15 protein-coding genes are annotated in these 13,857 nt (G+C 75.8%); 7 read left to right on the forward strand and 8 right to left on the reverse strand.

Features of this window, described 5'->3' with window-relative positions:
* Positions 1–287 precede the first annotated feature (287 nt).
* Positions 288–491: a DUF2795 domain-containing protein gene (locus tag CLV72_RS21395; protein ID WP_106249296.1), complete on the forward strand. Its 204-nt coding sequence runs from the start codon at positions 288–290 to the stop codon at positions 489–491.
* 49 nt (positions 492–540) lie between these two features.
* A complete protein-coding gene (gene ligD, locus CLV72_RS32910) occupies positions 541–2,238 on the forward strand; it encodes a non-homologous end-joining DNA ligase (protein ID WP_211303010.1) in 1,698 nt (565 codons plus the stop codon).
* A gap of 61 nt (positions 2,239–2,299) precedes the next feature.
* Here the strand turns inward: ligD and CLV72_RS21405 are convergent, their stop codons facing one another.
* Entirely contained in the window at positions 2,300–2,860 is a 561-nt protein-coding gene (locus tag CLV72_RS21405) for a hypothetical protein (protein WP_106249300.1), read from the reverse strand.
* Positions 2,861–3,477: 617 nt separating this feature from the next.
* On the opposite strand from CLV72_RS21405, the gene CLV72_RS21410 reads away from it, so the two are divergent.
* Positions 3,478–3,918, forward strand: a complete 441-nt coding sequence (locus CLV72_RS21410) for a DUF5709 domain-containing protein (protein ID WP_146159513.1) — start codon at positions 3,478–3,480, stop codon at positions 3,916–3,918.
* A 66-nt stretch (positions 3,919–3,984) separates the two neighbouring features.
* On the opposite strand, the gene CLV72_RS21415 is transcribed toward CLV72_RS21410, so the two are convergent.
* Positions 3,985–4,833 (reverse strand): SDR family oxidoreductase, encoded by an 849-nt coding sequence (locus CLV72_RS21415; protein ID WP_106249306.1) that lies wholly within the window; start codon positions 4,831–4,833, stop codon positions 3,985–3,987.
* Between the two features lie 373 nt (positions 4,834–5,206).
* Here CLV72_RS21415 and CLV72_RS21420 point away from each other — a divergent pair, with 373 nt between their 5' ends.
* Complete coding sequence (locus tag CLV72_RS21420) at positions 5,207–7,528, forward strand: HelD family protein (protein ID WP_245930372.1); 2,322 nt, start codon at positions 5,207–5,209, stop codon at positions 7,526–7,528.
* Complete coding sequence (locus CLV72_RS21425) at positions 7,515–8,297, forward strand: SDR family oxidoreductase (protein WP_245930348.1); 783 nt, start codon at positions 7,515–7,517, stop codon at positions 8,295–8,297. Before CLV72_RS21420 ends, CLV72_RS21425 begins: the two co-directional genes overlap by 14 nt.
* Positions 8,298–8,351: 54 nt before the next feature.
* Here the strand turns inward: CLV72_RS21425 and CLV72_RS21430 are convergent, their stop codons facing one another.
* From CLV72_RS21430 to CLV72_RS21450, 5 genes are all read right to left on the reverse strand, one after another.
* Positions 8,352–9,008 carry an MBL fold metallo-hydrolase gene (locus CLV72_RS21430; RefSeq protein ID WP_106249310.1) on the reverse strand — a complete coding sequence of 219 codons (657 nt, stop codon included), beginning with the start codon at positions 9,006–9,008 and terminating at the stop codon, positions 8,352–8,354.
* A gap of 83 nt (positions 9,009–9,091) precedes the next feature.
* Positions 9,092–9,943, reverse strand: coding sequence for a sulfurtransferase (locus CLV72_RS21435; RefSeq protein WP_106249312.1), 852 nt, complete (start codon positions 9,941–9,943; stop codon positions 9,092–9,094).
* 59 nt (positions 9,944–10,002) lie between these two features.
* Positions 10,003–10,470: a peroxiredoxin gene (locus tag CLV72_RS21440; protein ID WP_106249314.1), complete on the reverse strand. Its 468-nt coding sequence runs from the start codon at positions 10,468–10,470 to the stop codon at positions 10,003–10,005.
* Between the two features lie 47 nt (positions 10,471–10,517).
* Complete coding sequence (locus tag CLV72_RS21445) at positions 10,518–11,666, reverse strand: alkaline phosphatase family protein (protein WP_106249316.1); 1,149 nt, start codon at positions 11,664–11,666, stop codon at positions 10,518–10,520.
* 40 nt (positions 11,667–11,706) lie between these two features.
* Complete coding sequence (locus tag CLV72_RS21450; RefSeq protein WP_106249319.1) at positions 11,707–12,285, reverse strand: DUF5998 family protein; 579 nt, start codon at positions 12,283–12,285, stop codon at positions 11,707–11,709.
* Between the two features lie 169 nt (positions 12,286–12,454).
* Here CLV72_RS21450 and CLV72_RS21455 point away from each other — a divergent pair, with 169 nt between their 5' ends.
* A complete protein-coding gene (locus tag CLV72_RS21455; RefSeq protein ID WP_106249321.1) occupies positions 12,455–12,676 on the forward strand; it encodes a hypothetical protein in 222 nt (73 codons plus the stop codon).
* Between the two features lie 85 nt (positions 12,677–12,761).
* On the opposite strand, the gene CLV72_RS21460 is transcribed toward CLV72_RS21455, so the two are convergent.
* Positions 12,762–13,184, reverse strand: a complete 423-nt coding sequence (locus CLV72_RS21460; protein WP_106249323.1) for a VOC family protein — start codon at positions 13,182–13,184, stop codon at positions 12,762–12,764.
* An 87-nt stretch (positions 13,185–13,271) separates the two neighbouring features.
* Here CLV72_RS21460 and CLV72_RS21465 point away from each other — a divergent pair, with 87 nt between their 5' ends.
* On the forward strand, positions 13,272–13,847 hold the full coding sequence (locus CLV72_RS21465; protein WP_245930349.1) for a TetR/AcrR family transcriptional regulator: 576 nt from the start codon (positions 13,272–13,274) through the stop codon (positions 13,845–13,847).
* Positions 13,848–13,857: the final 10 nt, after the last annotated feature.

Consider the following 13,857-nt stretch of genomic DNA (forward strand, 5'->3'; position numbering starts at 1 on the left):
GGGGCACGTGGCCGGAATGTGTCAGCCTCGGCGGCGGTGACGGCGCGGATTCGATCGTGCACACGCACATGATCCTTAACGCGCATTTGCGCGTGCAATTCACTTCGGACTCACCGGCCCCGTTTCTCTCGAATGTGCACGCGGCCGGTCGAATTCCATTTGCGGTTCGCAGGTACGGTTCGCGTCCGGCTCGCGGGCGGCCGCGGCGCCCGCGGGTGCGGGCATGGCGGCCGCGGCGCCGGGTACTGGCAGGGCGTACATGACCGCGAGTCGTTAGGGGATTCCCCATGTCCGCCGTCGAGGACCTGCGGGTCGCCAAGGCGCTTGACGGGGTCGGCTACCCCGCCAGCAAGGACGAACTGATCGCCTACGCCGAACGCAACGGTGCCGACGAGCGCGCGCTCGACGCGCTGCGCGCGGTGCCCGAGGGCAGCTATCCCAGCGGCGGCGCCGTGGTGGACGCGGTGCCCCCGGAGCCCGGCGCCGGGTAGCGCCGCGATGGCGGGCCGCCGGCGGCGGCCCGGGAGGAGGCGGGCCGGTATGGCCGAGGAACGGCGCGGCAGCGGCGGCGAGGGGAAGCTGCGGACCTACCACGGCAAGCGCGACTTCGCGCGCACCAGCGAGCCCAGGGGTGGCCGGCGGCGGCGCCGCGGCGCGGAGCCGAGGTTCGTGATCCAGCACCACGCCGCCCGGGCCGACCACTACGACGTGCGCCTGGAGGTCGACGGCGTGCTGAAGTCGTGGGCGGTGCCCAAGGGGCCCTCCACCGACCCCCGCGTCAAGCGGCTGGCCGTGCCCACCGAGGACCACCCGATGGAGTACCTGGACTTCGAGGGCACCATCCCCCAGGGCGAGTACGGCGGCGGGACCGTGCTGGTCTGGGACACCGGCACCTACCGCAACCAGACCCGCAAGCGCGGCCGCGACATCCCGGTCGAGGACGCGCTGGCCCACGGCCACGTGTCGGTCTGGCTGGAGGGCGAGAAGCTGCGCGGCGGCTACGCCTTCACCCGCTTCCGCGGCGGCTCGGCCGGCCGGGGCCGGGACGAGGCCTGGCTGCTGGTCAAGGAGGACGACGACGAGGCCGACGCGCGCCGCCGCCCGGTCAGCAGCCGCCCCGAGTCGGTGCTCACCGGGCGCGGGATGCGCGCCGTGGCGGCGGACGAGGACGGAGGCGGGGCCGGGCGCCCCGGCCACCGGAGCGCGGCCGAGCACCGCGAGGGCCGGAAGGACCGGCGGTCCGAAGCGGGCCGGGCGACGCGCGGCGGCCGGGACCGGCGCCGCGGACAGGGAGGCGAATCCGACGTGACCGCGACCCGTGAGGCGGTGCGGGCGGGCAGGCGCTCCGTCCCGCTCGGCCACCCCGACAAGGTGCTGATCGAGGAGGGCCGGCTGACCAAGCGCGGCCTGGCCGAGCACTTCCTGCGCGCGTCCGAGCCGATGCTGGCCGAGATCGGCGGCCACCCGCTGGCGCTGCAGCGCTTCCCCGACGGCACCGCGGGCCAGAGCTTCTACCAGAAGCGGCTGCCCGACCACGCCCCCGACTGGCTGTCCTCGGTGGAGGTGCGGCGGCACGAGGACGACACGATGACGATGCTGGTCTGCGAGGACGCCGCGAGCCTGGTCTGGCTCGCCGACCAGGCGGTGCTCACTCCGCACCCCTGGCTCAGCCGGGCCGACGCCCCCGACCTGCCGGACCGGATGATCTTCGACCTGGACCCGCCGGACGCCGACCGGCCCGATTTCGACCTGGTGCGCCGCACGGCCTGGCGGCTGCGCGCGCTGCTGGACGAGCTCGACGTGCCCGGCTACCTGATGACAACCGGCTCGCGCGGCCTGCACGTGGTGGTGCCGCTGCGCCGGGAGGAGCCCTTCGACGAGGTCAAGCACGTCGCGCGCCAGATCGCCGAGCTGCTGGTCGCACGCGACCCCGGGCACCTGACCACCGAGGTGCGCAAGAAGCAGCGGCACGGCCGCCTCTTCGTGGACGTGCTGCGCAACGCCTACGCGCAGCTCGCCGTCGCGCCCTACGCCGTGCGCCCGCTGCCGCAGGCGCCGGTGGCCGCGCCGGTCGCCTGGGACGAGCTGGACGGCCTGGAGTCGGCGCGGCAGTGGACCGTGCGCACGATCGAGGCGCGGCTGGCGGAGGGCGTGGACCCGTGGCGGGGCATGCACCGGCGCGGCCGCTCGCTGGCCCGCATCGGCGAACGGGTGCGCAGGCTCAGCGACGGGGGCTGAGGCCGGGCGCCTACGGCCGCGTCCCCCGGGCGGGCGGCCCGGGGGACGCGGCCGGGCCGGCTCAGGGCACCGCGATCCGCTCGTACAGGACGTCGAACTCGGCGGTGTGCTCCTCGCCCCTGTGCCGGAAGTCCACGAAGAGGCGGTGCTCGCCGGGCTCGGGCGGGGAGGCGTGGAAGGCGATCGAGGGGCCGGTCTCGGTGGTGCCGACCCCCGAGGCGACGTCCATCATGTGGATGTTGAGTCCGTCGAGCCCTTCGGGGTCGGTGCCGCGCGCGTCGGCGGCGACCGGGCCGGTGACCCCCTCGTAGCTCTCCAGGTCGGTGACGGGCTCGCCGTCGCGGGTGATGGTGGCGACCAGCAGGGTCGCCCCGCCCAGCACGGGGTCGCCCGCCAGCGAGACCGTGTAGCCGTCGACCTCGACGGTGTCCAGGTGCGGCAGCTCGGCTGCGGGGGCGGCGTGGCCGGCGTGGCCGGGCGGCGGGCTGGCCTGGACGGGGGAGGCGGCGGCGTCGGTGTCGGGTCCGAGCATCGGGCCCACCAGGCGGCCGGCCAGCAGCGCGGCGGCGAAGACGGCGACGCCCGCCAGCACGAAGAGGGTGATCTGGACGGGGCGGGTCACGGCCGCCGCCCGGGGCGGCGGAAGGGGCGGGCGGTGACGTTCATGGTCGTCCTCCAGGCATGCGAGCCGTCACGAACGCGCCATCGAGTACGTGCCATGCGCCCCTAGGGCAGATTAACGGCTGAACGTGTCCTGGAACACACCCTGCGTACCGGGATCGCGAATAAAGCGCGGTCCTCGGGTAGCTAAAGGGTGAGCCAGCGCCGTCCCCCGACGGCGACCCAACCGCACGGAGGTGCAGAGGGATGGGCTACGCACGCAAGCCCTATGTGCGTCGACCGTACAGCAGCGGACCCACGCTGCTCGGCCGGGCACGCAGGGCGCTCCGCAACGCGCTCGGCAGTCGGCACTCGCGGCCGGCGGCCCGCGGCGGCGGACGCCCCTTCCAGCGGCCGGCCTCCCGGCCGACCGCCCGGCCGACTTCGGTCGCCGGCAGGATCCGGCGGGCGTTCAACCGGCTGTAGACCCGGCTCGCACGACGCGAAGGGGCGCGCTCCCGCACCGGGGGCGCGCCCCTCGCCATGCGCGCGGGGCCGTGCCGCATCGGGCATGAGGCATCGGGCGCCGGGTAGCGGCGCGGCCGAACGCGCATGATCCGCACCGGCTGGAGGAACGAGATGACCGAGCGAAAGCCCGACCGCGACCCCCGGTCCGCGTTCGAGGACGAGGGAATCCCGGACCTGCAGGACGGCACCCCCCAGCAGCAGTGGGCCAGCGATCCCGAGGAGGCGCCGCTGCCCGGCGACGAGCCGCAGGCCGTCGAGGACTACGGCACGACCGCCGAGGAGGAGCGGGAGGGCGAGCCGCTGGACGGCAGGCTCAGCCGGGAGGAGCCGGACGTCAACGCCGACCTGGACCTGGAGGAGGGCGCCGACCCCGAGGGCTCCACCCGCGACTCCTATCTGGAGGAGGGGCCGGTCGGCCGGATGGTCGCCTCCGACGAGGGCTCCCGCCCCGACCGGGAGAAGGACTCCGTCGCACGCGACGTGGGCGAGGACACCGGCGGGGCCACCGCCGAGGAGGACGCGATGCGGACGGTGCCCGACGAGGAGGCCTGAGCGCGGCGTGAACCGGCCCGGGCCCCCCGTTCGGAGCGGCCCGGGCCGGTCCGCGTCGCGGCGGCCTCAGCCCGCCTGGATCTCGCCGCCGGTGGGGGCCAGTACTTCGCCGGTGTAGTACGACGACAGGCGGTTGCTGGCGAAGAAGACGTAGGAGGGCGCGATCTCGTCGGGCTCGGCCGCCCGCCCCATCGGCGCCTGTTCGCCGAAGCCCTCGACGGCGTCGGTGCCCAGGGTGGCGGGGATCAGCGGCGTCCAGACCGGCCCCGGAGCCACGCAGTTCACCCGGATCTCGCGGTCCATCAGGTGCTGGGCGAGGGAGAGCGTCAGGTTCATCGCCGCGGACTTGCTGGCGGCGTAGTCGATCAGGGTCTTGTTGCCGCGCAGCCCGTTGATCGAGCCGGTGATGACGATGGAGCCGCCCTTGGGCATGTGCGGCAGCGCGGCGCGCACCAGCCAGAACACGCTGAAGACGTTGACCTGGAAGGTGCGGGTCAGCTGCTCGGTGTCGAGCCGGGCGAAGTCGGTGACCGGCCGCTGGGTGGCGGCGTGCGGCACGAGCACGTCGATGCGGTCGAACTCCGCTATGGTGCGCGCCACCACGTCGTTGCAGTGCTGCTCGTCGGCGAGGTCGCCGCGCATCAGCAGGCAGCGGCGCCCCTCGGCGCGGACCAGTTCGGCGGTGCGCTCGGCGTCTGCGTCCTCGCTCAGGTACGCGATCGCCACGTCGGCGCCCTGCTTGGCGAAGGCGACGGCCACCGCGCGGCCGATGCCGGAGTCCCCGCCGGTGATCAGGGCGCGTCTGCCGGCCAGCAGGCCGCTGCCGGTGTAGTCGGCCATCTCGTCGCGGGGCCGGGGCGTCATCTGGTCGGTGGCGCCGGGGTACGGCTGGCTCTGCGCTGGCTTGTGCGTCATGTGCGGTCGCCAATCGGCTGGGGTGCGGATGGACGTCCGCGCCGCTACCCGCGGTGCCGCAGCGCATTCGGGGCCGAACGGGGGAGGGACCGGCTCGGAGCGGCATCGGCGCGCGGACGGCGCGGCGCCCCGGCGCGTGATACGCTGGCGGTCCAAATAATCAAATAGGTCAGAAAAACTCTGACGTTGAGATCGTACCAAGGTTATGAGGATGCGTCAAGTGGCGAGTACTGGCCGGAGCGAGCAGAGCGGGGATGGCGGACTGAACGGCGACACGGACACCAGCGGATCCAACGGCGCGGCGGCACCCGGTGCCGCCCGCGGCGGCGCGGACGGGGCGCGCGCGGCGGCGCTCCGCGAGGAGCAGCGGTACATCACCCGCCTCTACGACCGGCTCGACGTGGTCCGCGAGCGGACCGCGGCGGAGCTGCGCGAGGTGCACGCACGCGGGGGCGCCGGCACCCGGCAGGCGCTCGTCGAGCGCGAGGTGCGCTCCGGCGAGGCGTCGCGGCACCTCGCCCAGCTCTCCGCGGTGGAGCGCGGCCTGTGCTTCGGCCGGATCGACCACCGCGCCGAGGGCGCCGAGCCGGGCGACACCTACTACATCGGCCGGATCGGGCTGCGCGACGACGACCACGAGCGGCTGCTGATCGACTGGCGGGCGCCGGCCGCCCGCCCCTTCTACGCCGCCACCCCCGGCTCGGCCGGCACCCTGGTGCGCCGCCGCCACCTGCACACCCGCGAGCGCACCGTCGTCGGCATCGACGACGAGGTGTTCGACCTCGACGGGCTCAGCGAGCAGCACCGCGGCACCCTGGTGGGCGAGGCCGCGCTGCTGTCGTCGCTGCGGCAGGCCCGCACCGGGCGGATGAGCGACGTGGTGGCCACCATCCAGAACGAGCAGGACCGGGTGATCCGCTCCGGGCTGTCGGGGGTGCTGGTGGTGCAGGGCGGCCCCGGCACCGGCAAGACCGTGGCCGCGCTGCACCGCGCCGCCTACCTGCTCTACACCCACCGCGACACCCTCCAGCGGCGCGGTGTGCTGGTGGTGGGGCCCAACAGCACCTTCCTGCGCTACATCGGCCAGGTGCTGCCCTCGCTGGGCGAGACCGACGTGGTGCTGAGCACGGTCGGCGAGCTGTTCCCCGGCGTGCGCGCGCAGGCCGTCGAGGCACCGGCGGCCGCGGTGGTCAAGGGCGACCTGCGCATGGTCGAGCTGGTGCGGGCGGCCGTCCGCGACCGCCAGCGGGTGCCCGGCGGCGACCTCGTCGTCGAGGCCGACGGCATGGAGCTGACCGCCGAGCGCGCCGCCTGCCGCCGGGCCCGCGACCGCGCCCGCGCCACCCGCAGGCCGCACAACTCCGCCCGCCGCCGCTTCGTGCACGACGTGCTGGCCGCGCTCGCGCTCGACCAGGCCCGGCGGCTCGGCCGCACGATGGACGAAGAGGACCTTCAGGCGGCCAAGGCGGCGCTGTGGGACGAGGCACCGGTGCGCGCCGCGATCGACGCCCTCTGGCCGCCGCTCAGCCCGCAGGGGCTGCTCACCGGCCTGTTCGCCGACGCCGGCGCGCTCGCCCGGGCCGCCTCGGCCGCCAAGCTCTCCGACGACGAGCGCGATCTGCTCGCCCGCCCGCCCGGCGCCGAGTGGACCACCGCGGACGCGCCGCTGCTGGCCGAGGCGGCCGAACTGCTGGGCACCGACGACGCGTCCGCGCGGGCCGCGGAGCGGGCGCGGGCCCGGCGCCGCCGGGAGGAGGAGCGCTACGCCGAGGGCGTACTGGAGCTGACCGGCGAGATCGACGAGGACGCGCCCGAGCTGATGCGGCGCGCCGACGGCCTGGTCACCGCCGAGGTCCTGGCCGCACGGCACCGCGACGAGGGCGGGCCCCGGCCCACCACCGCCGAGCGGGCCGAGGCCGACGTCGCCTGGGCCTACGGCCATGTGATCGTGGACGAGGCCCAGGAGCTGTCGGCGATGGCCTGGCGCGCGGTGATGCGGCGGGTGCCGACCCGCTCGCTCACCGTGGTGGGCGACATCGCGCAGACCGGCAGCGCCGCCGGGGCGCGCTCGTGGGGCGAGATGCTCGACCCCTACGTGCGGGGGCGCTGGCGCGAGGAGCGGCTGCTGGTGAACTACCGGACCCCGGCGGAGATCATGCGGCCGGCCGCCGACGTGCTGCGCGCGGTCGATCCCGCGCAGCAGCCGCCCGAGGCCGTCCGCGACGGCGAGGCCGAGCCGGTCGCGGTGCACATCCCGCCCGGCGAGCTGGCCGAGCGGCTGCCCGCGCTGGTCGCCGCGGAGCTCGGCGCGGTGGGCGGGGGCCGGCTCGCCGTCATCACCTCGGCCGCGCTGCGCCCGGCCGCCGCCGCGGCGCTGCCCGGCGCCGCCGCGGGCGCGGGTCCGGACGCGCTGGACGCCCCGGTCGCCCTGCTGACCACGGTGGAGGCCAAGGGCCTGGAGTTCGACGCGGTGGTGGTGCTCGACCCGGCCGGCATCCTGGCCGAGTCGCCCAAGGGCGGCCAGGACCTCTACGTGGCGATCACCCGGGCGATGCGGCGGCTCACCGTCGTGCACCCGGGCGAGCTGCCCGCCGTCCTCGGCCGGCTCGCCGGACGCCCTCCCGCCGCGGCGGGCGCGCCGGTTACGGTGGCGGTGGACGCGACGGCACCGGGAGGTGGCGATGGAGCCGGATGAGACGAACCCGCTCGTCGGCATGATGGGGGCGCGGCTGGCGGGCAGGCGCGCGATCGTGACAGGGGGCTCGCGGGGCATCGGCCGGGCCGTGGTGCGGCGGCTGGCCGCCGACGGCGCGGCGGTGGTGTTCAGCTACCTCAGCGACGCCAAGGCGGCCCAGGAGACGATCGAGCAGGTGGAGTCCGACGGCGGCACCGCGCACGCCGTCCAGGCCGACCAGGGCGACCTCGCCGATCTGGAGGTCCTGTTCGCCGAGGCCGACCGGCTGCTCGGCGGCCTGGACATCCTGGTCGTCAATGCCGGGAAGAACACCCCCGGCCCCATCGACGGGGTCACCGAGGCCGAGTACGACCGGGCGATGGCGGTGAACGCCAAGGGCGCCTTCTTCGCCATCCAGCACGCCGCCCGGCGGCTGTCCGACCACGGCAGGATCGTGGCGCTGTCCACCCTCAACACGGTCGTCCCGGTGCCCGGGTCGTCGGTGTACATCGGCGCCAAGTCGGCGCTGGAGGGCTTCGTCGCGGCGGCCGCCCGCGAGCTGGGCGGGCGCGGCATCACCGTGAACACCGTCTCGCCGGGCGCCACCGACACCGAGCTGCTGCGCGCCACCAACCCGCCGGAGGCGCTGGAGCAGACGGCGGGCTTCACCGCGCTCGGCCGGCTCGGGCAGCCCGCCGACGTGGCCGACGTGGTCGCCTTCCTGGCCGGCCCCGACGGCCGGTGGATCACCGGGCAGAACCTGCGGGCGACCGGCGGCATGATCGTCTGAACCCGCGCCGCCGGTGCCCGCGCCGCTCCCGCGGCCGGGCACCGGCGGCGCGGCTCACCAGCCGCGCTCGCGCCACTCCCCCAGGTGCGGGCGCTCGGCGCGCAAGGTGGTGTCCCTGCCGTGGCCGGGGTAGACCCAGGCGTCGTCGCCGAAGGCGCCGAAGATCCGCTCCGTCACGTCGTCCAGCAGCGAGGCGAAGCGCTCGGCGTCGCCCCGGGTGTTGCCGACGCCGCCGGGGAACAGGGAGTCGCCGGTGAACAGGTGCGCCGCGCCCGCGGGATCGCGGTAGACGAGTGCGATCGAGCCGGGCGTGTGGCCGCGCAGGTGCACCACCTCCAGCTCGGCGGCGCCGACGGGCACCCGGTCGCCGTGCTCGACCGGGTCGGTGACCGGCACCGGCAGCGGCCCGGCGTCCAGCGGGTGCGCGATCGTGCGGGCGCCGGTGCGCTCGACCACCTCGGCCAGCGCCCGCCAGTGGTCGCCGTGCTGGTGGGTGGTCGCCACGGCGGCGATGCCGCCGGGGCCGACCAGTCCGAGCAGGCGGTCCGGCTCGTCGGCCGCGTCGATCAGCAGGCCCTCGCCGGTGCGGCGGCAGCGCAGCAGGTAGGCGTTGTTGTCCATCGGGCCGACGGACAGCTTCGCGATGCTCAGCTCCGGCAGCTCGCGCACGTCGGCGGGGCCGCCGGGGGCGACGTCCCCGGTGTAGCTCACAGTGCCGTCACGGTGCTCGACCGCTCCCTTCCGTGCCCGCGCCCACGGCGGGCCCGTCTCAGCGCATACGGTATGCGCGCACCCTACGCGTCTCCGGTCGCCACAGCGCGCCGGGGGTCGGTGATCCAGTCCGACCACGAGCCGACGTACAGGGCGGCGTCCACCCCGGCCAGCCGCAGCGCCAGCACCTCGTGCGCGGCGGTCACCCCCGAGCCGCAGTAGGCGCCGACCGGCGCGCCCGGCACCGCGCCCAGCGCGGCGAAGCGCTCGCGCAGCTCGGCGGCGGGCCGGAAGCGCCCGTCGGCGGCCACATTGGCGGCGGTGGGCGCGCTGACGGCACCGGGGACGTGCCCGGCGACCGGGTCGACCGGCTCGGTCTCGCCCCGGTAGCGCTCGGCCGCGCGGGCGTCCAGCAGCACGCCCTCGCCAGCCAGCCGGGCGGCGGCCTCGGCGTCCAGCACCGGCAGCGCGCCGGGCCGGGCGGTGAAGCCGCCGGGCTCGGGTTCGGCCGCACCGGTCTCGGCCGGCAGCCCGGCATCCGTCCAGGCGCGGTAGCCGCCGTCGAGGACCCGAACGTCGGGATGGCCGTGGTAGGTGAGCAGCCACCAGGCGCGCGCGGCCGCGGTGGAGTCGGCGCCGTCGTAGACCACGACGGCGCGGTCGCCGTCGACGCCCGCGGCGCGCATCGCGGCCTGGAAGGCGGCGGTGTCGGGCATGGGATGCCGCCCGCCGGGGCCCGGCGGCGCGGCGAGGTCGCGGTCGAGGTCGACGAAGGCGGCGCCGGGGATGTGCCCGGCCCGGTAGTCGTCGGCGCCGGGCGGCCCGCCGAGCCGCCACCGGACGTCCAGCAGCGCGGGCGGCCGGGCGGAGCGGAGCAGCCGGGCGAGTCCGGCGGCGCCGATCAGGGGCTCGGCGGGGCGGTCGGGGGTCACCATGCCGCCATTGTGCCGCGCCGAAGCCGTGCACGCCCGGCCCGCGCGCGGTGCGCCGCGCCTCAGCCCGCCGGGTCGGCGGCCTGCCGCCGCAGCGCCGCGAGCGCGCGGTCGGCGTGCACGTTCATCCGGATCTCGCTCTTGACCACCTCGATGATCCGGCGGTCGGCGCCGATCACGAAGGTCTGCCGCCGGGTCGGCGCGAAGGCGACGCCGCGCGCCACACCGTAGGCGGCGGTGACCTTCGCGTCCGGGTCCGACAGCAGCGGGTAGTCGAAGGCGTTGCGCTCGGCGAACTCGCGCTGTTTCGCCACGCTGTCGGTGCTGACGCCGACCCGCGAGGCGCCCAGCTCGGCGAACTCCGCCGCAAGGTCGCGGAAGCGGCAGCTCTGCGCCGTGCACCCGGCGGTCATCGCCGCCGGGTAGAAGAACAGCGCCACCGGGCCCTCGCGCAGCAGCCCGGTCAGGCTCACGGGCCGCCCGTCCTGGTCGGGCAGCTCGAAGTCGGGTGCAGGCTCGCCTCGCTCCATGCCGCAACTCTAGCGGCGGCGCCGGCGCGCCCCCGGGCGGACCGGGCTCAGCCGGCGGCGCTGAGCAGCGGGACGGCCAGCTCCTCCTCGGTGAGCGAGCCGTGCATGCCCACCAGTGCGGACTCCGCGGCCTCGGCGCGCGGCGCGACCAGCGCGGAGTCGCCGTAGGCGGCCGCGACGACGTCGCCGATCCGGGGCGCCAGCTCCTCCTCGACCGGGCCGAACCAGCCGGCCGCCACCGCCTCCTCGCGGCCGAGCACGTGGGCGCGCCCCGCCAGCCGGGCGCGCCAGGCGGCCAGCACGTCGGCGGCGGCGCCGGGCTCGGCGTAGACGTGGCGGGCCCGGGGCTCGCCGGCGAGCACGCGTACGCCCGCCGTCAGCTCGGGCTCGGACTCGATGTCCAGCCGGCCCTCGCCGGAGACGTCGACCATCCCGTGGTCGCCGGTGACGTACAGCGCGGAGTCGGGCGGCAGCGCGCCGGCCAGCTGCTCGACCAGCCGGTCGACATGGCCGAGGTGGTAGCGCCAGTTGGGCGAGCGGGAGCCGAAGAGGTGGCCGGTGGCGTCGAGGTCGGGGTGGTAGACGAACACGTAGCCGCGGTCGGCGGCGCGCAGCGCCTCCTCGGCGCGCACCACCAGCTCGCTCATGTCGTTGGCCTGCCGGTAGCGGCCGCCGCGCGCCGACGCGCGGGTGAGGCCGCTCCCCTCGAACAGGCCGGAGGCGACGTAGGCGGTGGTGACGCCGGCCGCCTCGGCCCGCTGGAAGGCGGTGGGGTGCGGCTGCCAGCGCTCCGGGTCGACGTCGGCGTTCCAGCGCAGCTGGTTGAACGGGCGGTGCGAGCCGGGCAGCGCGACCTGGTAGCCGAAGACGCCGTGGCCGCCGGGCGGGCGGCCGGTGCCGAGCGAGGTGAGGCTGGTGGCGGTGGTGGTCGGGAAGCCGGCGGTGATGCGGCGCCCGTCGGCCAGCAGCGCGGTGAGGAACGGGGCGTCGGCCGGGTGGGAGCGCAGCAGCTCCCAACCCAGGCCGTCGACCAGCAGCACGCAGGCGCGGCGCACCGGCGGGAGTCCGAGCCGGTTCTCCTCCCCGGCGACGCCGAGGGCGGCCAGCACGGAGGGGGCCAGGTCGGCCAGCGAGCCGGAGCCGTAGCGGGGCACGGCCGGCGCGGGGGCGCCCGCGCCGGGGCTGTCGTCGGTCACGCGTTGCACCCTTCGGTGGGCTCGGGGCGCCGGCGCCGGGTCAGCCGATGGCGCCGGACAGGGCGTCGGCGAACGCGATGGCGTCGCGCACGGCGTCCGGTCCGTCGGCCGCCGCGCTGAACCGCACCGAGAAGTCGTCGGAGCGGATCGCGCCGGTGTAGCCGTGGTCGGCCTCGCAGGACTCGTCGCCGCAGGACGCCGGTTCGAGATCGACATTGGCCACGGCACCGTACCCCAGGGTGAGGACCACCTCGCTCGGCGGGGTGCCGGGGCGGTAGCTCTCGGGGTCGGGGACGACGCGGACCAGCATCACCGAGGTGACCTTGCTGAGGCGGACGGTCTCGGTGGTGGTGGAGGCGTGGGACTTCGGCTCCTCCTCGGTGGGGGGGTGCTCGTCGGTGTGGGAGACGATCAGCCGGGTCGGGGTGAGCAGCAGCACCGTGACGTGGCGGTGGACCTCCATGGCGGGGTCGAAGACCGTCTCGTGGTGCACCAGGGACGCGACGGCGGGCTCCTCGCCCAGCGAATCGGCGACGGCGTCGGTGACGAGTGCCGGATAGTAGCCGCTGCGCTCGATGGCGGCGCGCCAGTCCTGGGGGTTGGCTCGGGTTTCCCTCATGGCTCCATCCTGCCCTGTGTCCGGCCCGGAATTCACCGGCGGGGCCCGGCGGCTCCGGCCGTCCGGCGGGTTAACGGGTCCCGGTCGGGTAGGGACTGGCCGTGACCGGTCACCAACGACGAACCCGATTCCATGGCGGACAGCAGCGCGCCAGGGAGGGAGCACAGCGGTGAGCGAGCAGATGACGATCCCGGACCCCAACCGGCCGGGCTATCCCGACCCGGTGCCGCCGGTGCCCACGCCCGATCCGGTGCCGCAGCCGCCGGTCCCCGGCCCGCCGGGGCCGATCCCGGACCCCGAGCCGCCGGGGCCGATGCCCAGCCCGGAACCGCCCGGCCCCGGGCCGCTCCCGGAGCCGCCGGGACCCGAGCCGGCTCCCGAGCCGGTCTGAGGCCGGAGGCCGACCATGCCGGAGGCCGGGGCGCGCACACTGCGCGCCCCGGCCTCCGGCATGCGGGCGACTTTCGGGACGCGCCTCAGGCCAGGCCGTTGGCGGCCATCCACTCCGCCGAGGGTTCGACCAGCTGGAGCACCTCGACCACGGCGCCGCCGGGGCCGGCGACCTGGAAGCGCCGCTGCCCCCACGGCTCGGTGACCAGCGGCATGATCACGTCCAGGCCCGCGGCGCGCAGCCGTTTCTCCTCGGCGTCGACGTCGTCGACCAGCAGGCCGAGGAAGAGCCCCCGGGTGGAGCGGTCCGCCCCGCGCAGGCTCGCGGGCAGCGACTCGTGGTCGGCCGCCATGAAGTCGACGCTGAGACCGGGCAGGTCGGGGTGCTGCGTGTTGACGTACCAGCCGAGGTCCACCTGCACCGTGAAGCCGAAGTGCTCGGCGAGCCAGCTCGCGCTCTCCCGGGGGTCCTCGGTGATGTTCACGGCGCCGGCCAGCTTGATTCGCATGCGGTGTCTCCTTACGATCTCCCATACCACTGCAAGCACAGTACTACATTCATAGTGATACGGGTGTAGTGGTCAACGGAGATGAGCATGGTGAGACAGAACACGCAGCGGCGCACGGCGCTGCTCGACGCGGCCGTCGACGTACTCGCCCGCGAGGGCGCGCGCGGACTGACCTACCGGGCGCTGGACGGCGCGGCCGGCGTGCCGGCCGGCACCGCCTCCAACTACTTCGCCAACCGCACCGAGCTGCTGGCCCAGGCCGCCGCGCACGTGTACGTCAGGCTGGCGCCCAGCGACGCCGTCATGGCCGAGATGGCGGCCCAGGAGCCCTCGCGCGAGGTGGTGCGGCGGGCGATGCACGAGCTGTACGAGCGGATCACCGCGGACGGCGCCGGCTACCTCGCCCTGCTCGAACTGCGGCTGGAGGCCACCCGCAGGCCAGAGGTGCGGGCCGCCGTCGCCGAGCGCATCGGCCGCGACATCCACGCCAACATCGGCTTCCACGTGGAGGGCGGCTACCCCGGCGGGCGCGGCGCCGTGGTCGCGCTCTACCTGGCCATGACGGGCCTGATGGTGGAGCGGCTGACGCTGCCCGAGGCCTGGGAGTGGACCGGTTTCCCGGCGCTGATCGACGAACTGGTGGGGATCATCCTGCCGGAGTGAGCCGCACCCG

The sequence above is a fragment of the Allonocardiopsis opalescens genome, from assembly GCF_003002095.1.
GTDB lineage: Bacteria > Actinomycetota > Actinomycetes > Streptosporangiales > Streptosporangiaceae > Allonocardiopsis > Allonocardiopsis opalescens.